Source organism: Agrobacterium genomosp. 2 str. CFBP 5494 (genome assembly GCF_900013495.1).
In the GTDB taxonomy this organism is placed as follows: domain Bacteria; phylum Pseudomonadota; class Alphaproteobacteria; order Rhizobiales; family Rhizobiaceae; genus Agrobacterium; species Agrobacterium pusense.
In genome coordinates this window covers 124289-145810 of the sequence record NZ_LT009719.1, presented here as the reverse complement: position 1 = coordinate 145810, position 21522 = coordinate 124289, and the positions used below count along the sequence as shown (strand labels likewise).

Genomic DNA, 21522 nt, shown 5'->3' with positions numbered 1-21522 from the left:
TCGACAGTGCAGGATGCGGCCTAACTGCCAACGCCCTGAAACATGCGGGCGCGCGCCTTCAATATGTGGTCTTTCATCGCGTCATGCGCAGCCTGCTCCCGTCGCGCAAAAATCGCTTCCACGATTGCCGTGTGCTCGTTCTGGACTTCGCGCACATGCTGCGGCGTCCGCTTGAGGCTGAGGCTGCGTGTCACCGACTGGCCGATTGCGAAATGCGGCTTGAACCAGATCCGCACCGTGATGTGGAACTGGTTGTGGCTCGCCTTCGCGATGGCTTCGTGCAGGGCGAAATCTTCCTCAGCACCGAGATCGTTGCGCTCGAGACATTGTTCCAGCGCGGCAATCGCCTGCTCGATCCGCACCCTGTCAGCGGCCTGCCAGTTGCGCGCCGCAAGCTCAGCCGCGGAAGCCTCCAATCCGGCCCTGAACTCAAAAAAACGCTGCACGTCGGCCAGCGAGCCGACCGGCACCTGTTGCAACACGGAAGAATCCGGCTGCTGACGTACATAGGAGCCGGATCCCTTTTGCGAAACGATAAGCTCGTCGTTCCGAAGCCGCTCCAGCGCTTCCCGCACAACCGGTCGCGATGCACCGAACAGCGACGCCAGATTCTGTTCCGATGGCAGCCGCTCGTTCACAGGAAACCGCCCGTCCGAAATCATGCCGACGATTTTTTCGTAGATGATGTCGCTCAGCCGAGTTTCGCCTCGAGCGGCGGCAGATGCAGTGTGATTGTCCATCAGCAGCCCTTTCGTTGCAAATCGCTGAAGTTAATGGGTTTCCTGCATTTCAATCGCAACAGAAATACCGGAGTTTTTGTGCGCGAGGGGGCTGTCCTACCGATTTTTTTCTTCAAGCTTGATCCTGAAAGCCGGCCTACAGATAAAAAAGATGTAAAAATCTGTCAATACTTGTAATCATCTGAAAACGCCCATATGGTCTGCCCCTGCCGATGGAGGATCGGCTTGCTGGCTGGCCGGGAGGGCCGTCGCGGTTCGGTGAAAGCCGTCTCGCTGCCGGTGATTTTTTGGGAGGATTGTCGATGCGCGATGGCGAAGCATTTTCACTGGGCGTAACGCGCCGAACCTTTATGGCGGGTGTTGGCGGCGTGGCCGCACTTTCCGTCATGGGAGCCTCGGCGCGGGCTGCTGCCGGCAAGCAGGCGCCGGAACTGGAGGCGCTGGTAAAGGACGGCAAATTGCCGCCCTTGGCCGAACGCCTGCCGAAAAATCCGATGGTGGTGACGCCGCACGAGAAAATCGGCACCTATGGCGGCACATTGCGCCGTGGCCTGCGCGGTTCGTCGGACCATAACGGCATCCTGCGCATGGTCGGCAATCAGGGCCTTGTTCGCTGGAACATGGATTTCACCGAGGTTCTTCCGAACCTTGCGGTGAAATGGGAGGTCAACGACGATGCCTCGCAATTCACCTTCCATTTGCTGGAGGGCGCAAAATGGTCGGACGGCCACCCCTTCACCGCAGATGACGTGGTGTTCGCCATCGAGGACTGCATCAAGAACAAGGAGCTTTACAGCGCCACGCCGGCGCAACTCTCCGTGGCCGGCAAGGCGGTCGATGTCGAAAAAGTCGACGATTTCACGGTAAAGTTCAAATTCGCCGCGCCGAATGCGCTTTATCTCGAAAACCTCGCCACGCCGCTCGGCCAGCATCCGACGCTGTTTCCCAAACACTATTGCAGCAAGTTCCTGCCGAAATACAACACGGCGCTCGATGCCGATGTGAAGGCGGCGGGCGTCTCCAGCTGGACCGAACTGTTCCGCGCCAAATGCGGGGATATCGAAATTCCCTCCCGCTGGTCGAATGTCGACAAGCCGACGCTTGATCCATGGGTGGTGAAGGAGCCTTACTCCGGCGGTGCGACACGGGTGGTCATGACCCGCAACCCATACTTCTGGCAGGTGGATACCGAAGGTAACCAGTTACCCTATATCGACGAAATCAATTTCGGCATTTCGCAGGATGTCGAATCGCTGATGCTGAACGTCATTTCCGGCAAGATCGACATTCAGGAGCGCCATATCAGCGTTCTCGCTAACAAGCCGACCCTGTCGCAGAACATGAAAAAGGGTGACTACCGCCTGCTGACTTTGGTGCCGTCTGCCGCGCAGCAGTGCCAGATTTACCTGAACATCACCCACAAAGACCCGGCAATGCGCAAGATGTTTGCAGACAAGTCTTTCCGTCAGGCATTGTCCATTGCGCTCAACCGGCAGGAAATCATCGACATCGTTTATTTCGGCCAAAGCGAAGGGTATCAGGCCGGGCCACGCCCGACACATCCCTGGTACAATGAAAAGCTCGCGCGGCAATTCACCGAATATGACGCCGACAAGGCGAACGAGCTTCTCGACAAGGCCGGTTACGACAAGAAGAACGGCAACGGCATGCGGCTTCGTCCCGACGGCCAGCCGATCTTCTTCTCCATCGATGTTATCCCGACGCTCTATCCCGATCTGGTCGATGCGCTGGAGCTGGTGAAGGCGCAATGGGCGCAGATCGGCGTCGACATCAAGGTCAATACCATCGAACGCGCGCTCTATTATACACGCGGCGATGACAACGCCCATGATGCGGCCGTCTGGCCCGGTCCCGGCGGTCTCGATCCGATGCTCGACCCGCGCGATTTCTTCGCCTTCCATCCGCAGGGGTCGCGTTACGCCATTCCGTGGGCGCTGTGGTATACATCCAACGGCCAGAAGGGCGAGGAGCCGCCGGAAAGCCAGAAGAAGCGCTTCAAGCTTTTCGATGAGGCGCGCTCCACGGCCGACCTTGCCAAGCGCGGCGAGAAGATGAAGCAGATCTTCGACATTGCGGCGGAAGAGTTCGAAACGATCGGCCTCTGCCTTGCGGTGGGCGGTTTCGGCATCATCCGCAACAATCTGCGCAACGTGCCGGAAACGGAACCCGACAGCTGGACCTGGCCCAATCCTGGCCCGGCGCTGCCGCAACAGTTCACCTTCACAAGCTGATAACGCCACATGGGCGTCGCTGCCGCAACGCGGCGACGCCTCTCAGGTTGTTTCGACCACCCACAGCCCGTCTCCTGAGTGGAAGGCGGCGCGTGCGGCACAATGTGATTGCGAGAACGACATGCTGCTTTTCATCGTAAAACGCCTGCTGTGGATGATACCGTCCCTGTTTGCCGTCAGTTTCCTTGCCTTTGTCCTGATCCAGCTGCCGCCCGGCGACTATGTGACGACCTATATCGCCACACTGGCCGCCTCCAACGAGGTCATCGACCACAATACGGCGGCGCAGCTGCGCGAACGTTTCGGCCTCGATGACCCGATGATCGTCCAATATCTGAAATGGATATGGGGCATCGTCAGTCGCGGCGATTTCGGCATTTCGTTCGAGTGGCAGCAGCCGGTTTCAGGCCTCATCTGGGAGCGCATGGCGCTGACGCTGGTTCTGGCCATCGCAAGCCTTCTTGCAACCTGGGCCATCGCGCTTCCCATCGGCGTCTTCTCCGCCGTGCGCAAATATTCGATAGGAGACTATCTCTTCACTGCCTTTTCTTTTTTCGGCCTTTCCATACCCTCGTTCCTGCTGGCGCTGGTGCTGATGTATGTCGCGGCGGTAGAGTTCGGGGCCGATGTCGGCGGGCTGTTTTCCGCGGAATATGAGACCGCCTCGTGGAGCATCGCCAAGATGATGGACCTGATGGCCCATATCTGGCTGCCGGTCGCCATCCTTGCCGTGTCTTCCACCGCAAGCCTCATCCGCGTCATGCGCGCCAATATGCTGGATGAATTGCCCAAGCCCTATGTGACCACCGCGCGGGCGAAGGGATTGTCCGAGTTCAAGCTGCTGACGAAATATCCGCTCAGAATTGCGCTCAATCCCTTCATCTCTACCATCGCATGGCTGCTGCCCAATCTCATTTCGGGCTCCGTGGTTGTCGCCATCGTGCTCAATCTGCCGACGGCCGCGCCGCTGCTTTTGCAGTCGCTGATGGCGCAGGACATGTATCTCGCCGGCGCTTTCGTGCTGTTGATCTGCGCGCTGACGCTGATCGGTTCGCTTATCAGCGACATCCTGCTTGCGCTGGTCGATCCGCGCATCCGGCTCGAATAGGAGGGCGCCATGAGCGATATCACCATGACCACCAATGCCCGGCAGGACCGCGCCGCCGTCGCTTCGCAGTGGCAGCTCATCTGGTGGGCGTTCAAACGCCACAAGCTGGCCATGGCCGCCCTGTTCATCACCATCGCCATGTATATCGTCGCGCTGGTGCCGGGCTTCTTCGCCATTAACGATCCGGTGCTTCAGAATGCCCGCGCCACCTTCCATCCGCCGCAGCGCGTCCACTTCATCGATACGACCGAGGGTTTCTCGCTCGGGCTGCACTATTATCCGCTGAAGCTGACCCGCAATCCGGAGACGCTTGCGGCGGTCTTCGTCGAGGATACGGCGAAGAAAATTCCGGTTCAGCTTTTCGGTCGCGGTTACGAATATTCCGTGTTCGGCCTGTTCACCACGGACCTCCATCTGCTGGCATCCACCGACAAAACGCGGCCGTTGTTCCTCTTCGGCGCGGATCGTCTCGGCCGCGATGTCTTCAGTCGCGTTGTGCAGGGCGCGCAGATCTCCCTGTCGATCGGTCTTGTCGGCGTGTTCTTCTCGCTGCTGCTCGGCGTCGTTCTCGGTGGCATATCCGGTTATTACGGCGGCCGCATCGATTTCGTCATGCAGCGCGTGATCGACTTCGTGCTGTCGCTCCCCACCATTCCCATCTGGCTGGCGCTGGCCGCCGCCCTGCCGCAGGGCTGGCCTGCCACGCTGCAATATATGATGATCACCATTATCCTGTCCCTGACCGGTTGGGCGCAGCTCGCCCGTGTCGTGCGCGGCCGGTTCCTGTCGCTCAGGACCGAAGAGTTCGTGGCCGCGGCCCGGCTGGATGGCGTGCCGGAAGGGCGCATCATCTTCCGCCATATGCTGCCGAGCTTTTCGAGCCATATCATCGCTTCGGTCACGCTTGCGGTTCCGGCAATGATCCTTGCGGAAACATCGCTGTCCTTCCTCGGTCTCGGTCTGCAGCCGCCGACGATTTCCTGGGGCGTTTTGCTTCGCGAGGCGCAGAATATCCGCTCGATTGCAACCGCACCCTGGCTGTTCCTGCCCGGTGTGGCTGTCGTTATTGCCGTCATGGCTCTCAATCTGCTCGGCGACGGCCTGCGCGACGCAGCCGACCCCTATAACAAGTGAGGCCCCGGATGAGCGACATTCTTTCCATGAAGCCAGCCAAACCGCTGCTTGAAGTCCGCAATCTGGTCACTGAATTTCCGGTCAGAAACGGCGTTTTCCGGGCCGTCAACGATCTGTCTTTCTCAATCGATCCCGGCAAGACCCTCTGCGTCGTTGGCGAAAGCGGATCCGGCAAATCCGTCACCGCCCGCTCCATCGTGCAGATCATCGACAGTCCCGGTCGCATTGCGTCCGGGTCGATCATCCTCAACCGCGCCGACGGCACCTCTCTGGATCTGGCAAAGCTCGATCCGCGCAGCCGTGCCATCCGCTCGGTGCGCGGCGCTGATATCGCGATGATCTTTCAGGAGCCGATGTCGTCGCTTTCACCCGTGCATACCGTTGGTGACCAGATCACCGAGGTCCTGCGGCTGCACCTCAAGATGAGCAAGGCCGAGGCGCGCGCCGAGGCCATCGAACTGTTGCGGCAGGTGGAAATCCCCAACCCCGAAAAGGCGCTGGATCGCTACGCCTTCCAATATTCGGGCGGCATGCGCCAGCGTGCGATGATCGCCATGGCGCTGGCCTGCAAACCGCAGCTTCTGATCGCCGACGAACCGACGACGGCGCTCGATGTGACGACACAGGCCGAAATCCTCGACCTGATATCGCGGCTGCAAAAGGCGCATGGCATGGCGGTGCTGTTCATCACCCACGATATGGGTGTGGTGGCGCAGATTGCCGACGACGTGCTGGTCATGCACCGTGGGGTCGCCAAGGAATATGGAACCGTGGATGAGATATTCCACAGCCCGCAAGACCCCTATACCCGCATGTTGATCGGCTCCGTGCTGAAGCTGGAGCAGAAGGCTGAAATCCGGCTTGCGCGACCTCCGCTCGATCTCACGGCCGCGCCGGTGCTCGAAGTGAATGACCTTTCCATGCATTTCGGCGAGATGAAGGCGCTGGATGGCGTGTCGATCAAGCTATTGCCGGGAGAGACGCTCGGCATCGTCGGCGAAAGCGGTTCCGGCAAGACCACGATGGGCCGCTCCATCATGCGCCTTTACGATCCGACCGGCGGCGCGATGCTCTATCGCCGGGCAGATGGCAGCGTGGTCGATCTGGCCAGGATAGAAGGTCCCGAGCTGAAAGCCGCACGGCGTGAGCTGCGCATGGTTTTCCAGGATCCGTTCGGCTCGCTCAATCCGCGCATGACCGTGGCACAGGTCATCGGCGAGCCGTTGCTGGTCAACGGCATTGCCAGGGGCAGGGAGTTGGATGAGCGTGTCTGCGCGCTGATGGAGCAGGTGGGTCTCGATCCGGCCGGACGTGAGCGTTACCCGCACGCTTTTTCCGGTGGCCAGCGCCAGCGCATCGGCATCGCCCGCGCCATAACCCTGAAGCCGCGTATCATTGTGGCGGATGAGGCGACCTCCGCGCTCGATGTTTCGGTGCGGTTCCAGGTGCTGGATCTTTTGATGCGGCTGCAGGACGAGCTGGGGCTCGCCTATATCTTCATCAGTCATGATATCGGCGTCATCCGCTATATGTGCGACCGCGTAGGCGTGATGTATCGCGGCAAGCTGGTGGAAGTGGGAGACGCCGAAAAGGTCTGCAACGCACCGGATCATCCCTATACGCAGGCGCTTCTTTCCGCCATTCCGCGCCCGGACCCACGCGACCGGGACCGTACCCGCAGATTCCGCTACGTCGAACCATCCGAAGTCAAGAACGGGGCCGTCGCGCGATGATGCCGGGCCTCGCACGCTGCAATTCATGAGGAAAAACTGAAGCATGAAAATCGATCGCATGCGGGTATTCGTCACCCGCGACAAGGACCGCCCCCGTGTCATCGTCGCTCTCGATACCGATGACGGTTTGACCGGCTGGGGTGAATGTTACAATCACGGCCCGGATCTCGCCCTGCCGCCGGTGCTGGATTACCTCTACGGATTCCTCGCCGGTCAGGATCCGACACGGGTGGAGTATCTCTATAATCTCCTGCTCCAGCAGAACCGCTTTCCGCCTGGAGCGCTCGGTCTGTCGGCGATCTCGGCGCTCGATCATTGCCTCTGGGACCTCGCGGCCAAGGCGGCGGGCGTGCCGGTCTACAAGCTGCTGGGCGGCGAAGTGCGCGACCGTATCAAGGTCTATGCCGGTGTCTACACCGCTCCGGATGCGCCGGCGGCAAAGGAGGAATTCGACCGTCTCAACGAGGATTGGGGCTTCACGGCCTTCAAGCTCAGCCCGTGGCGCCTCGATATCCACGCCCATCGCTGGGGCGAGGTGGTGCGCAGTTCCGCCGAGTATTTCCGTTCGCTTCGCGAAACGGTGCGGCCGGACTACGACATCGCCTTTGACGCCCATGCCAAGATTTTCGAGCCAGCGGCCGCCCGCCAGCTTGGCAATGCGCTTGCCCCTTACGATCCGCTTTTCTTCGAAGAGCCTTTGCGCCCGGAAAACATCGAGATGTGGGGAGACCTGAAACAGGGGCTGAGCTGCACGCTGGCAACCGGTGAAAGCCTTTATAATCGCAATGAGTTCCTGCGTCTTCTTCAGGTAAAGGGTGCGGATATCATCCAGCCCGATATCTGCGTCGTCGGCGGCATTTCGGAGATGCGCCGCATCGCCACGCTCGCGGAAGCCCACTTCGTCAGCATCGCGCCGCATAACCCGATGGGACCGCTCGCCACCGCCGTCAACGTGCATTTTTCCGCTGCCCAGCAGAATTTCCGGATTCTCGAATACCGGCTGCCGAAAGGGCAATGCTACGTCTATGGCGGCACCGATCTCGAAAAACGCGAGGACGAAACCCGCTATGTCGTCGACCCCTATCTGCCGAAGGACGGATATCTGGAGCTGAGGCCCGACCGCCCGGGCTGGGGTGTCGAGATGGATGAAAAAGCCATGCAGGAAGATGGCTATGTTCATTGGCAAAGACGGGTGCCGAAACGGCCTGACGGCTCCTATGCCTTCGCCTGAAATGGTTACGGTTGCCTGCGGGCGGCTCTATGCCCGCCTGCGCCCTGCTTGGGGTGGTAGGATGACCCATCTGTGGCACGCGGACTACGGTGATATTCTGGTGCCGACAACGGAGCAGGATTTCGAGCCGTTCAACTGGCCGAGGGCCGGCGCATACCCGCTGTTTCCCTATCACAACCGGCTCTATCGCGGGTCCTTCGTCCATACGGGTATCCGCCATGATCTGCTGCCGCATCCGGCGCTTGCGCCTGACGCCATGCATGGCCCGGCTCACCGCCGGCCGTGGGAGATTTCGGACCTTTCTTCGGATCGGGTCGTATTGGCACTGGACTACGAGGCTGACGGAGAGTGGCCGTTTTCCTTCTGCGCCGAGCAGTCTTTCCTGCTGCAAGACGACAGCATCACCGTGGAATTGTCGATAACAAATCGCGCTAATGTGCCTGCGCCGGTGTCGCTGGGCTGGCATCCCTATCTGGCGGCCGGGCTCGGTTGCGATGCGCGGACGGACGCCAAACTGCAATATCCGCTGGACGCGCAGAACGTGCCAACCGGCCAGCCGGCGGCACCTCGCCCGAAACCCGCCATTCCCGCTGCAGCGGGATACACATTGCATTTCACCGATTGGTCGAGCGCGCAGGTCGACTTCGACAGGTTTTCACTACGGCTCGAAGCCGATGCGGTTTTCGGCCATCTCGCCGTACACCGCATGGAACGTTATCTCTGTCTTGAGCCCGTTTCCATGGCCGCCGGCGCGCTTGGCCTGCCTCAGGCGCAGCGAGAAGGGCAGGGTCTGATGACCGTTGGCCCCGGCGAGCGCCTGTCGGGGCGCATCAGGCTCTCCATCGATCTTCAGGAGGGGCGGGTGCGTCTATAGCGCCCAATCGCCCAGCGCCCGCCGTTCACCCTCAAAAACGCCAAATGCCCATATTTTGAGCGTCAGTTATTGCCGCTTAAAAATAAGCTTGACGACGGCAATAATTTCTCGCCAAATGAACCAATGTAAGATTGGTTCGGTAAATGGTGCGGCGTGACGGTGAACCCCAACGACAACTCCAACTACGCGCTTGCGAAGTTGCGGGAGTACGTTCAGACGCAGGATCTTGCGAAAGACCGTCGCCTGCCCACGGAGCGGGCCTTCGCGGAAACCTTCAATGTCGGTCGTCGTGCGGTTCGTCGCGCCCTTGAGGTTCTGGAAGCCGAAGGCCTCATATGGCGGCGGCAGGGGGCCGGAACCTTTGTGGGTGAAAAACCGGATGATTGGTCCGCCCAGGTCACGGAACTGGTCGCCGGGACGGATTTCATGGAAATCATGGAAGTGCGCCTGCGCATCGAGCCGCAGCTGGCGCAGCTCGCGGCCATGCGCGCCAAGCCGGACGAGGTGGAGCGTATGCGCGCCCTTGTCGAAAAGACCGGTCAGAGCACGGATGCCGACGCCAAGGAATTATGGGATGGCTCGCTCCATCGCCAGATTGCCCAGAGCGCTGGCAACAAACTTTTCCTGTCCATCTTCGATGTCATCAACCGCGTGCGTCAGGATGATGCCTGGCAGTCGATACGGGAGCTTGCCCGGCGCAGCGGCGCAAACGGCAGGGCGTCTTTCGAACAGCATATGGCCATTGTCGACGCCATCGCCGACCGTGATCCCGCCAGAGCCGGTGAAGCCATGCGTCAGCATCTTCTCATGCATCAGGAAAGGCTGATCCGCGCCACGTCTCTCGGCTTTCTGGAGGAAGGCGTCGGGAAGGGCGATGCGGCCGAAGCTGTTAGTTCTATGACTGAGGCCTCTTGAGGCCACGGATGAAAACTGCCGCCCCTCACGGGGCGGCCAATGACAAAAAGTCAAAATAACCTGACCAGAGGAACGAACATGAAGAAAATCCAGACATTGACTGTGGCGCTGTTGGCAAGCGTATTTCTGGCCTCGCCGGCGCTCTCGTCCGAATTGCGCATCGGCCTCAATGACGATGCCGATGTGCTCGACCCCGCGCAATCGCGCACCTTTGTCGGCCGCATTGTTTACACCGCCATGTGCGACAAGCTGGTGGATATCTCGCAGGACATGAAGATCGTGCCGCAGCTTGCCACCGAATGGGCCTGGTCCGAAGGCGGTAAGGTTCTGACCATGAAAATCCGCGATGGCGTCAAGTTCCACGATGGCGAAACGCTTGATGCGGCGGCCGTCGTCGCCACCATCGAGCGCAACATGACGCTGCCGGAATCCCGCCGCAAGAGCGAGCTGTCCTCCGTCGAGAAGGTCGAGGCGACGGCACCGCTGGAAGTCAAATTCACCGTGAAGACACCTGACGTTACCCTGCTGGCACAGCTTTCCGACCGCGCCGGCATGATTGTCGCACCGAAAGCGGCGAAGGAACTGGGCGCAAATTTCGGTTCCAAGCCAGTCTGCGCAGGACCGTTCAAATTTGTCGAACGCATCCAGCAGGATCGCATCGTACTCGAAAAATTTGCTGACTATTGGGACAAGGACAAAATCCTCGTCGACAAGGTTGTCTATCTGCCGATCCCCGATACGACCGTGAAGCTTGCGAACCTTCGTGCCGGCGATCTCGATATCGCCGAGCGCATTTCGGCTTCCGATGCGGAATCCGTCAAGAATGATCCTAAATTGAACTATGCCGATGTCATCGGACCGGGCTACATGGCCATGTATGTCAACATCGACAATGGGGCACGCGCTGACAATCCGCTCGGCAAGGACAAGCGTCTGCGTCAGGCCTTTTCCTACGCGATCGATCGCGAAGCGATCGGCCAGATTGTTTTTGAAGGCACCTCCAAGGCCGGCAATCAGGCATATCCGCCCACAAGCCCCTGGTTCAACCAGAACCTGCCGGTTCCGCCGCGTGATATCGACAAGGCCAAGCAGTTGATGAAGGAGGCGGGTTACGAGACGCTGGATGTTGAGCTTCAGCATGCCAACAACACCACGCAGACGCAGATGATGCAGGTCATCCAGTCCATGGTGGCGGAGGCCGGCTTCAACGTCACCCTGAAGGCCACGGAATTTGCCACGCTTCTTTCCGAACAGACTGCCGGCAATTATCAGCTCAGCCGCTCCGACTGGTCGGGACGTATCGATCCCGATGGCAACCTGCACCAGTTCGTCACCTGCAAGGGCGGCATCAACGATGTGAAATATTGCAATCCTGAAGTGGACAAGCTGCTGAACGAGGCCCGCGCTTCGACCGACGACGCAGTCCGCAAGGAAAAATACGACGCCGCAAGCGTCATCCTCAACGATGACATGCCGATCATCTATCTCGGCCACCAGCCTTATGCCTATGCCATCTCCAAAAAGGTCAAGGGCTGGGCGCCTTCGCCTGACGGCATGATCCGCCTTCTCGGCGTTTCCAAGGACTGATCCCTTCGCATAGGCCGCACGGGTTGCCGTGCGGCCGCCAAGACCGGACCAAAACGGGGGCAATGCCATGCCTGTTTATATCGGCAAGCGACTGCTGGTCGCGATCCCGACGCTTCTGATCATTTCCATTTCGTTTTTCCCTGCAGAAACTCCTGCCGGGCGATCCCATCCTCGCGATGGCTGGCGAAGAGCGCGACCCCGCCACGATCGAATTCCTGCGGGAAAAATATCGCCTCAACGACCCCGTGCCGATGCAATATCTCAACTGGCTCGGCGGCGTGGTGACGGGTGATTTCGGCATTTCGTTGCGCACGAACCAGCCGGTTCTGGAACTGATTGCCCAGAAGCTGCCGGTAACCATTCAGCTGGCTGTCATGGCGATGTTTTTTGCCATGATCATCGGCATTCCCATCGGCATTCTGGCCGCCGTCAAGAAGAATACGTGGATTGACTACACGGCCAATATCGTTGCGCTTTCCGGCCTGTCCATCCCGAATTTCTGGCTCGGCATCATGCTCATTCTGCTGGTATCGGTGAAACTCGGCTGGCTGCCGGCATCGGGTTATGAATCGATCTTCGTAGACCCTGTCCGCTCCATCGAAACCATGATCATGCCCGCCTTCGTGCTGGGCAATGCACTGGCGGCGACGCTGATGCGCCATACACGTTCGGCGATGGTGGCGGTGCTCAGCTCCGATTACATCCGCACCGCCCGCGCCAAGGGGCTTTCCCCGCGCGAAATCATCCTGTCTCACAGTTTCCGCAACGCGCTTCTGCCCGTTATCACGCTCTTGGCGCTGCTCTTCGGCGAACTGCTGGCCGGTGCGGTTCTGACGGAGCAGATTTTCACCATTCCCGGTTTCGGCAAGATGACCGTGGATGCGGTCTTCACCCGTGATTATGCCGTCGTGCAGGGCATCGTGCTCTGCACCGCCGTCGGCTTCATCCTCATGAACCTGCTGGCCGACATTGCCTATGTCCTGCTCAACCCCCGCCTCAGGGCGACAATCTAAGGCCCTGATATCATGACCGTTCTGGATCAAAGCCTTTCGATACCGGCGACACGGCAGGAAAGCCGCGCCTGGAAAAAGATGAAGCGCAACAAGTCGGCGCTCGCCGGCTTGATCATCGTCGTGTTTTTCGCCGTGCTGGCGATTGCCGCGCCGATATTGCCGATTGCCGACCCCGTCGCGACCAGCTGGTCGGCCATCCGCAAGGCGCCGTCGGCTGCCCACTGGCTCGGCACGGATGATCTCGGCCGCGATATTCTCTCGCGCATGATTTATGGCGCTCGCGCTTCGCTGATGGCCGGCGTCGTCTCCGTCATGATCGCCGTGGTAATCGGCGTCCCCTTCGGGTTGATCTCCGGCTATTTCGGTGGCTGGGTGGATATGGTGATCTCCCGGATTACCGAAGCGCTGCTTGCCATGCCGTTCCTGATCATGGCAATCGCGCTTGCCGCGTTCCTTGGCCCCAGCCTCACCAATGCGATGATCGCGATCGGCCTCTCCGCCATGCCCATCTTCGTGCGGCTGACGCGCGGGCAGGTGCTGGCCGTCAAGATGGAGGACTATGTCGAGGGTGCAAGGTCTATCGGCCTCAACCACATCGACATCATGACCCGCTACATCCTGCCGAATGTCTTTGCCCCGATCATCGTGCAGGCGACGCTGACGGTGGCGACCGCGATCATCGCGGAGGCGAGCCTTTCCTTCCTCGGGCTTGGACAGCAGGCGCCCGCGCCCTCCTGGGGTTCGATGCTGAACACCGCCAAGAACTTCTTGAGCCAGGCGCCATGGATGACGATGTGGCCCGGCATCGCCATCTTCCTCGTCGTCATCGGTTTCAATCTTCTGGGCGATGGTCTGCGCGATGCGCTCGATCCGCGCGAAGCATGATTTTTTACAAGGAATATCGGAATGACTAATTTCACCACACGCCCTGAAATCCTTGGCACCTTCGGCGTCGTCACCTCAACTCACTGGATCGCCTCGGCGGTCGGCATGGCAATCCTAGAGAAGGGCGGCAATGCCTTCGACGCCGCCGTCGCCACCGGCTTCGTGCTGCAGATCGTCGAGCCGCATCTGTGCGGTCCGGGCGGTGATATGCCCGCCGTGTTTTATTCGAAGCAGAAGGACAAGGTGGAGGTCATCTGCGCCCAGGGCCCGGCTCCGAGCGGTGCGACGATTGAACATTATACTTCGGAAGGTCTGAAACTCATCCCGGGCGATGGGCTGCTCGCCACCGTCATCCCCGGCGCCTTCGATGGCTGGATGCTGATGTTGCGCGACTATGGCACAATGAGCGTGCGCGACGTGCTGGAACCGGCCATCTATTATGCCGAACATGGGCATCCAACGCTGCCGCGTGTCTCTGCCACCATCAAGGGGCTGGCCGATTTCTTCGAGAAGGAATGGCCGACATCCCACGAGACGTGGCTGCCGGGTGGCGCGGCACCCGAGCCGCACGCCAATTTCCGCAATCCGGTTCTGGCCGAAACCTATCAACGGATCGTCACCGAAGCCGAAGTGCGTTCTGGCCGCGAAAACCAGATAGAGGCGGCGCGCGATGCCTTCTACCGGGGTTTCGTTGCGGAAGCCATCGACAGTTACGTCAGCACCGCAGAGGTAATGGATGCCAGCGGCACAAGGCACAAGGGTGTGCTGACGGCGCAGGATATGGCCGGGTGGAGCGCCGCCGTGGAAGCGCCGCAGACGCTCGATTACCACGACTGGACGATTGCCAAGACGCCCGCTTGGGGGCAGGGTCCGGTTCTGCTGCAATCGCTTGCACTTCTAAAGGGCTTCGACATTGCGGCCATGGACCCGTCCGGTCCCGATTTCATCCACACCATCGTCGAAGCCATGAAGCTCGCCTTTGCTGACCGCGAAGTCTATTACGGCGATCCGGAATTCGGGCAGATTCCGACGCAATATCTCCTGTCGGAAGGCTATAATGCCGGACGTCGCGCGCTGATTGGCAGCGAGGCCTCGCTGGAGCTGCGCCCAGGCATCGTGCCGGGTTACGAAAAGCAGGTGGACGCGACAATGGCGATGCTGGCGGAAATGAGCGGCAAGGGCACCGTCTACGAGCCGACCATGTCGCATCTGACCGAAAAGCGCGGTGACACCGTGCATATCGATGTCATCGACCGCTGGGGCAACATGGTTTCCACCACGCCATCGGGCGGCTGGCTGCAGTCATCCCCCATAGTGCCCGGCCTCGGTTTCGCGCTCAATTCCCGCGCCCAGATGTTCTGGCTGAAGGAAGGCCTGCCGACCTCGCTTGCGCCGGGTAAACGCCCGCGCACCACATTGACGCCCTCGCTTGCGCTGCATCAGGGCCGGCCTTCCATGGTCTTCGGTACGCCGGGTGGCGACCAGCAGGACCAGTGGCAGCTGCCCTTCTTCCTGCGTTATGCCCACCACGGCAAGAACCTGCAGGCATCGATCGACATGCCTTTGTTCCATACCTCGCATTTTCCGGGTTCGTTTTATCCGCGCACCAGTTCACCGGGTGAAATCATGGTGGAGGGCACGGTGGGTGAGGCGACGCTTGCCGAGCTTCGCCGTCGTGGCCACCGGGTTACCGTTGCCGATGCCTGGTCGGTCGGGCGGCTCACCGCGGCGCGCCGCGATGCGGACGGCCTGCTGCGCGCCGCCGCAACACCGCGGTTGATGCAGGCCTATGCGGTAGGACGGTGATACCATGGAGACAAAACCAGTCCTCTCCGTCCGCAACCTCACCACCTCCTTCCTTGTCGATGGCGCATGGAAGAGTGTCGTGCGTGATGTCTCCTTTGATGTCGCGCCCGGCGAAACCGTCGCCATTGTCGGGGAATCCGGTTCCGGCAAATCGGTGACGTCGCTGTCGCTGATGCGCCTGCTTGCCCCGGCCTCCAGCCGGATAGAAGGCGAGGTGCTGCTTAACGGCCGCGATCTGCTTTCGCTTTCCGAAAAGGAAATGCGCGGCGTACGCGGCAACGATATCTCGATGATCTTCCAGGAGCCGATGACGTCGCTCAACCCGATCTTCACCATCGGCCGCCAGATTTCGGAAGTCCTCATTCGCCACAAGGGGCTTTCGAAACGTGAGGCGCGGTCCGAGACGGTGCGGCTTCTGGAAAAGGTCCGAATTCCCAACGCGGCGGGCCGTTTCGACGAGTATCCGCACCAGTTTTCCGGCGGCATGCGCCAGCGCGTGATGATCGCCATGGCGCTCGCCTCACGACCGAAACTGCTGATCGCCGACGAGCCGACGACGGCGCTCGACGTGACCATTCAGGGCCAGATCCTCGACCTGATAAAACTGCTGCAGGAAGAGGCGGGCATGTCTGTACTCTTCATCACGCATGACATGGGCGTCGTGGCCGAAATCGCCGATCGGACGATCGTGATGTATCGCGGCGACGAGGTCGAGACCGGGCCGACCGAGGAGATATTCAAACGCGGTAAGCATCCCTATACACGGGCGCTGCTTTCGGCGGTGCCGAAGCTCGGCTCGATGCGTGACCGGCAATGGCCGACGCGTTTCCCCGTGCTCGACATGAAGACCGGTCTTTCGACTGAGCCGGAGGAGGTGGCCGAGACCGTTGCGAGCGGTCAGACGCCGGTCCTGTCGGTGAAGAACCTCGTGACGCGTTTTCCCATCCGGTCCGGCCTGCTGGCGCGCCAGACGGGTGCGGTTCACGCCGTTGAAAACGTCTCTTTTGATCTCTTTCAGGGTGAAACGCTGTCGCTTGTGGGCGAATCCGGCTGTGGCAAATCCACTACCGGCCGCTCGATCATGCGGCTTGTGGAGCCATCGTCCGGCGATGTCTCGCTCGATGGTTACGACGTGATGCGTCTCGATACGGTCGGGCTCCGCAACATGCGCAAATCCGTGCAGATGATCTTTCAGGATCCGTTCTCCTCGCTCAATCCCCGCATGACGGTGGGTACGGCAATTTCCGAACCCTTCATCAAGCATAAATTGGGCACCACGAAACAGGCGAAGGAAAAGACCGCCGATCTTCTCGAAAAGGTCGGGCTTTCAGCCGACATGGCCAATCGCTACCCCCATGAATTTTCGGGCGGCCAGCGCCAGCGTATCGCCATTGCCCGTGCGCTCGCCCTCGATCCGAAGATTATCGTCGCCGATGAGAGTGTGTCGGCGCTCGATGTCTCGATCAAGGCGCAGGTGTGCAATCTGCTGCTCGACCTGCAACAGAGCCTCAACCTCGCCTTTCTGTTCATCTCGCATGACATGGCAGTGGTGGAGCGTGTCAGCCATCGTGTCGCGGTGATGTATCTGGGGGAGATTGTCGAGATAGGCCCGCGCGCGGCCGTCTTCGACTATCCGCAGCATCCCTACACAAAAAAGCTGATGGCGGCTGTGCCAGTGCCCGATCCGGCAAGACGGGGAATAAGGCGCGGCATATCCAATGATGAGCTGAAGAGCCCGATACGGGCAATGGGATATGAAACACCCGCGCGAAACTACAGGACGGTATCGCCCGGCCATCTGGTGCAGTCGGCCTGAGGCGGTTGCTGCGGTATCAGTGCTTCGAAGAAGAAGCCTTTATGCCGGGTTCTTGAACGGGACGCCTCGCAGGTGCTCCATCAGGTAAGCATGGGTCGCGGGATTGGCGACGATCAGCGTGCCCGTCTTTTCGTAGAATTCCGGACCGCGACCCCACCAGTCGGTCACGATTCCGCCCGCCTCCTGCACCAGCAGGATGCCGGCTGCGGTGTCGACGAAACCGGTTTCCTCATAATAACCGGTCAGCCGGCCGCAGGCCACGTAAGCGCATGAATTGGCGGCGCTACCGACCACACGGACCGCGCCGATGGGCGCGCGGATTGCGTCGAGGCGCTGATAGGCGCCTGGATAAAGCTGGAGATTGGGCGTCGGCAGGCCGGTGCCGACGCACATCAAGGCAACATCGGTGCTGGCATTGACCTGCAGGCGCTCGCCGTTGAGATAGGCGCCTTCCCCCTTGATCGTCGTAAACATCTCGCCGGAGACGGGATTGTAGACCAGTCCGCATATGGTCTCGTTGCCGCGCCTAAGCGCGATGGTGATCGTGTAATGTTGGCCGAAGAGGAAATTGGTGGTGCCGTCGATTGGATCGACCAGCCAGCGATGATCCTGATCGGCTCCTTCCACAGGCGCAAATTCCTCGCCGGTCAGTCCCCAGGGATATTGGCCGAGCAGACGCTTTCGGATCAGCGTCTCGGAATCCCTATCGGCGTCGGAAACGAAGTCTCCCGGACCCTTGACGCCGATCTCGATGTCGCGAAAGCGCCGGAAATGGTCGAGCGTCAATGCGCCGGCTTCGCGGGCGGTGGCGACCATGTGCTCGAGGATGGCGCTGTAATTGACTGTCATTTGCTGAAAACCTCTGCGAGCCCTTCCGGGTCATCGGTGGTGATCTGGTCCACCTTTAGCCTCAAGAGCCGCTCGACTGCATCAGTGGATTGCGGCGTGACGCTGTTGATCGTCCAGGCATCCACACGGCGGCCCGCGGCATGAATCGGGGCGATGATATCGACACCAGCATCCGCAGCTGCAAGCACGATCTCGTACGCGAGGTAGATCATGTCCGCATCGGGTGCTGTGGCGAGGGCGTCTTCGATGAAGTCCAGATAGTTTCCGCTTGCCTGCAACTCTGCAAGGGTGCCGCGATGGCAGGGGTCATAGCCAGTGCGAAGGCCGGGGGCCGAGCCAGCCAGCGCGGTAATAGCGTCGAAATCGCCGCCTGACAGGATCACCGACTTTGCGATGGGTGAAACGCTTATCCCGAAGCCGGCGACCACCTGTGGGGCAAGCGCCTGCCGGTTTTCCTTGAAATCGAGCTGTAGCAGGGCGTCGGGATGAACGGTGTCGTCCGCAAGCAGGGCGCAAAGGTCTTCGAGCAACATCACTTTCGAAGCGATTGGCTGGCCGTCATTATCGCGCAGGTGAAGCTGTCGCAGGGTTGCGGCGGATGTATCGCGTACCCGGCCGGTGCCAGTGGTTTCCCGCTCCAGCGTCCGGTCATGCAAAACGGCGCAACCGTGATCGGCATGAATGACGAGATCGACTTCGATGCTTGCACCGAGCCGCATCGCTTCGATGATGCGCTCCCCCGTAAAGACCGGATCGGAAGCACGGCGGCGGCCGCGGTGCCATTTGAGCCAGGTTTTGTGGCCGTTGCGGTCGATGAGTATCGGATGGGTCATGTCAGCTCCGGTAGATCGGGCGGTTGTCGCGATAGGCCGTGATGGAACGGGGCGAAATCCGTACCCCCTGTCCCGCCCGGAACATATCCGGATGGGAGACCATGGATTTGATCCTGGTACCATCGGTCAGATCAAGGTCGACAAGGCCATGGGTGCCATAATCCGTCACCCGGTGCACACTCCCCTCCGGTGTTTCGGAGGTCGCCAGATCGATGGCTTCCGGGCGAACGGCGAGAATAGTCGGGCCATCAGAAACGGGAAGCGGAAAGGTGAAGCCAGCGCGCATGAAGTTCCCACCTGAAACCATGCCCTCAATCAGGTTCATGGTGCCGATGAAGCCGGCGACGAACGGGGTCTTCGGCTCCCGGTAGATCACATTCGGCCGGTCGATCTGTTCGGTCTTGCCATTCGCCATCACGACGATGCGGTCTGCCATGGAAAGCGCTTCGTCCTGACCGTGAGTGACGAACAGCGTGGTGATGCCGAGACGCTGCTGGATATCCCGAACCTCTTCCCGCAGCCTTTCGCGCAGATGCTGGTCGAGACTGGCGAAGGGCTCGTCGAGAAGCAGGATTTTCGGCTCCAGAACCAGCGAGCGGGCAAGCGCCACACGCTGCTGCTGGCCGCCCGAAAGCTGGCTCGTGGCTCGCTCGCCATAACCGGAGAGACCGACGAGTTCGAGCACGGCCTCCACTTTCTCCCTGATCACGGCAGCCGGCATGCGGCGCAGTTTGAGGCCGAAAGCAAGGTTTTTGAACACATTCATGTGGCTCCAGAGCGCGTGGCTCTGGAATACCATGCCGGTCGGCCGCCGCTCCGGAGGCAGGCGGGTGACGTCTTCGCCATCTATGGTGATTTGCCCGCCTGTCGGTTGCTCGAACCCGCCAACCATGCGCAGCAGCGTCGATTTTCCCGAACCGGAGGGGCCGAGAAGGCAGACGAGTTCGCCATCAGCGACATCGAGCGAGAAACTGTCGACTGCCTTGGTACCACCGGAAAAGCTTTTCGTGACCTGGCGAATGTGGAGTACGGACATGTAGATTTCCTAACCGCCGAAACCGCGGGCAAATGCGCCGCCTCCGATGACGCGGCGGGCGAACATGAGGGCAATGAAGGACGGCACCCAGAGCAGGACGGACAGAACTGCACCATACTGGATGACCATCTGGTTGTTGATGTAGCTGATCATCAAAACCGGCATCGTACGAATGCCGGGCGCCCCGATCAGCCATGCACCTTCGGTCTCATAAAAAGTACCAACGAAGCTCAGCATAACGGCGGCGGCAATAGTCGGTCCCGCCTGTGGCAGGGTAATTGACCAGAAGACCCTGAGCGGGCTGGCGCCGACATCCCGGGCGGCTTCTTCCATGCGCCGATCGACGGCCTGGAAGGCCGCCACGGGAATCCAGATCATGAACATCAGCGTGCCGACCAGCTGGATGAGAACGACGCCCCAGAAGGTACCGATGAGGTTGAGCTGCAGGAAAATGGCGGCAATTGCCACCAGAAGCCCGAATTTCGGGAAGGCGTGGCCGGCGAGGAAGGAGAAGAACAGGAGGTTGCGGCCGGGAAAGCTCATACGCGCGAAGGCGTATGCGGCAGGAAGGCAGATCACCGCCGAAAGCAGCGTCACAACCGTCGTCAGCCGCAGGCTCAGCATCAAAGCGTTCCACACGTCAGCGCGGCCAAGTGTCTGGCCCCAGAACCGGAAACCGAACTGTTGTGGGATGACATTGGGGAAACGCCAGACCTCGGTGAATGCCCATGTGCCCACAACAAGCAGCGGCCCGACGATGGCGATGGTGAGAAGCGTAGCAAAAAAAATGCCGGGCCAGTCCATGCGGGCCCGAGCCCGCGTCATCGTCGTCATGTCATTTCCCCTGGTTGCGCGCGACCGAACGCACATAAAACAGGCCGAAAGCAATGCAGAAACCGAAAGCGATGACGGCCTGTGTCATGGCGCCGATGGGATCCTGCACTTCGCGCAGCGTGCGCTGCATGAAAGGTCCAAGCATTTCGGGAGATGCCGGTCCGAGAAGATATGGAAGGGTGAAGGAGGAAAAAATGCCGAGCACCGAAAAGGAAAGCGCCACGAGAATGGAATTGGTAATGCGTGGCAGGATGATGTGACAGAAGACCTGCAGCACGTTTGCGCCGACATCCCGCGCCGCCTCTACCGACTGGTTGGCAACGCTTCCAAGCCCCGCGAGCAGGATAAGCACGGTCAGCGGAATATTGTCCCAGACAAGACCGATGACGGGTCCCCAGGGCGTGAGATAGGGCGTGCGGATTTTCGGCAGGTCGACGGCGTTGAGCAATATGTCAACCATGCCGTTCGGACCGAGAACGCGGATGAAGGCGAAGGCGAGGATGATGGAGGGCACGAACATCGGGAATATGGCCAGCGCCTGCACGTAGGCCGAGAGGCGGCCCCGCGAAAAGCGCAGGTAAAGCGCGATCGGCAGGCAGATGACCAGCAGGAGGATCGCGCAGACCATCGTCGTCCACAATGTCACGGCAAGATTGTCCAGACTGTAGTGGTCCGAGAAGAAAAAGGCGTAGCTGGAAAGGTCGAAACGCGTTTCACCATTGGCGTCGATGCGCCAGACAGTGCGGCCGATGGCGTTGATCGCTGGCCATATGACGAGCCAGATCATCAGGAATACGGGTATGGCAACGAGCAGGAGGCCGCTTAGCCTCCTGCCTGAAATATTGTCCATGAGCGGGCGAGCCGCTCCTTTTGCGA

The 21522-nt window shown here is 60.3% G+C and carries 17 protein-coding genes and 1 pseudogene; 12 read left to right on the top strand and 6 right to left on the bottom strand.

The window, feature by feature from the left end:
- Positions 1-20 precede the first annotated feature (20 nt).
- Positions 21-740, bottom strand: a complete 720-nt coding sequence (locus AGR2A_RS15600) for a FadR/GntR family transcriptional regulator (protein ID WP_003521683.1) — start codon at positions 738-740, stop codon at positions 21-23.
- Between the two features lie 302 nt (positions 741-1042).
- On the opposite strand from AGR2A_RS15600, the gene AGR2A_RS15595 reads away from it, so the two are divergent.
- The 12 genes and pseudogenes from AGR2A_RS15595 to AGR2A_RS15540 all read left to right on the top strand — a co-directional run bounded on the left by AGR2A_RS15595 (position 1043) and on the right by AGR2A_RS15540 (position 17094).
- A complete protein-coding gene (locus AGR2A_RS15595) occupies positions 1043-2992 on the top strand; it encodes an ABC transporter substrate-binding protein (protein WP_080823406.1) in 1950 nt (649 codons plus the stop codon).
- A 121-nt stretch (positions 2993-3113) separates the two neighbouring features.
- Positions 3114-4100, top strand: coding sequence for an ABC transporter permease (locus AGR2A_RS15590; RefSeq protein WP_003521681.1), 987 nt, complete (start codon positions 3114-3116; stop codon positions 4098-4100).
- A 9-nt stretch (positions 4101-4109) separates the two neighbouring features.
- Positions 4110-5234 carry an ABC transporter permease gene (locus tag AGR2A_RS15585; protein WP_072493744.1) on the top strand — a complete coding sequence of 375 codons (1125 nt, stop codon included), beginning with the start codon at positions 4110-4112 and terminating at the stop codon, positions 5232-5234.
- A gap of 8 nt (positions 5235-5242) precedes the next feature.
- Positions 5243-6967, top strand: a complete 1725-nt coding sequence (locus AGR2A_RS15580) for an ABC transporter ATP-binding protein (RefSeq protein ID WP_072493743.1) — start codon at positions 5243-5245, stop codon at positions 6965-6967.
- Positions 6968-7010: 43 nt separating this feature from the next.
- Entirely contained in the window at positions 7011-8198 is a 1188-nt protein-coding gene (locus AGR2A_RS15575) for a galactarate dehydratase (RefSeq protein WP_072493742.1), read from the top strand.
- Positions 8185-9072, top strand: a complete 888-nt coding sequence (locus tag AGR2A_RS15570) for an aldose 1-epimerase (RefSeq protein WP_072493741.1) — start codon at positions 8185-8187, stop codon at positions 9070-9072. Before AGR2A_RS15575 ends, AGR2A_RS15570 begins: the two co-directional genes overlap by 14 nt.
- A 153-nt stretch (positions 9073-9225) precedes the next feature.
- Complete coding sequence (locus AGR2A_RS15565) at positions 9226-9987, top strand: FadR/GntR family transcriptional regulator (protein WP_072493740.1); 762 nt, start codon at positions 9226-9228, stop codon at positions 9985-9987.
- Positions 9988-10065: 78 nt separating this feature from the next.
- Positions 10066-11574 carry an ABC transporter substrate-binding protein gene (locus AGR2A_RS15560; protein ID WP_072493739.1) on the top strand — a complete coding sequence of 503 codons (1509 nt, stop codon included), beginning with the start codon at positions 10066-10068 and terminating at the stop codon, positions 11572-11574.
- A gap of 67 nt (positions 11575-11641) precedes the next feature.
- Positions 11642-12587, top strand: a pseudogene (locus tag AGR2A_RS15555) (ABC transporter permease).
- A gap of 12 nt (positions 12588-12599) precedes the next feature.
- Complete coding sequence (locus tag AGR2A_RS15550) at positions 12600-13472, top strand: ABC transporter permease (RefSeq protein WP_064264206.1); 873 nt, start codon at positions 12600-12602, stop codon at positions 13470-13472.
- A gap of 21 nt (positions 13473-13493) precedes the next feature.
- Positions 13494-15278, top strand: coding sequence for a gamma-glutamyltransferase family protein (locus AGR2A_RS15545; RefSeq protein WP_072493738.1), 1785 nt, complete (start codon positions 13494-13496; stop codon positions 15276-15278).
- A 4-nt stretch (positions 15279-15282) separates the two neighbouring features.
- Positions 15283-17094, top strand: coding sequence for an ABC transporter ATP-binding protein (locus AGR2A_RS15540; protein ID WP_072493737.1), 1812 nt, complete (start codon positions 15283-15285; stop codon positions 17092-17094).
- Between the two features lie 39 nt (positions 17095-17133).
- On the opposite strand, the gene AGR2A_RS15535 is transcribed toward AGR2A_RS15540, so the two are convergent.
- Genes AGR2A_RS15535 through AGR2A_RS15515 form a run of 5 tightly spaced genes read right to left on the bottom strand, consistent with a single transcriptional unit; the run spans position 17134 to position 21496 of the window.
- Complete coding sequence (locus AGR2A_RS15535) at positions 17134-17943, bottom strand: inositol monophosphatase family protein (protein ID WP_072493736.1); 810 nt, start codon at positions 17941-17943, stop codon at positions 17134-17136.
- A complete protein-coding gene (locus tag AGR2A_RS15530; RefSeq protein ID WP_044458890.1) occupies positions 17940-18776 on the bottom strand; it encodes a glycerophosphodiester phosphodiesterase in 837 nt (278 codons plus the stop codon). The genes AGR2A_RS15535 and AGR2A_RS15530 overlap by 4 nt, the downstream gene beginning before the upstream one ends.
- A gap of 1 nt (position 18777) precedes the next feature.
- Positions 18778-19812, bottom strand: a complete 1035-nt coding sequence (locus AGR2A_RS15525; RefSeq protein ID WP_034497853.1) for an ABC transporter ATP-binding protein — start codon at positions 19810-19812, stop codon at positions 18778-18780.
- A gap of 9 nt (positions 19813-19821) precedes the next feature.
- Positions 19822-20646 carry an ABC transporter permease gene (locus tag AGR2A_RS15520; protein WP_004444541.1) on the bottom strand — a complete coding sequence of 275 codons (825 nt, stop codon included), beginning with the start codon at positions 20644-20646 and terminating at the stop codon, positions 19822-19824.
- Position 20647: 1 nt separating this feature from the next.
- Positions 20648-21496, bottom strand: a complete 849-nt coding sequence (locus AGR2A_RS15515) for an ABC transporter permease (RefSeq protein WP_234797370.1) — start codon at positions 21494-21496, stop codon at positions 20648-20650.
- Between the last annotated feature and the right edge of the window lie 26 nt (positions 21497-21522).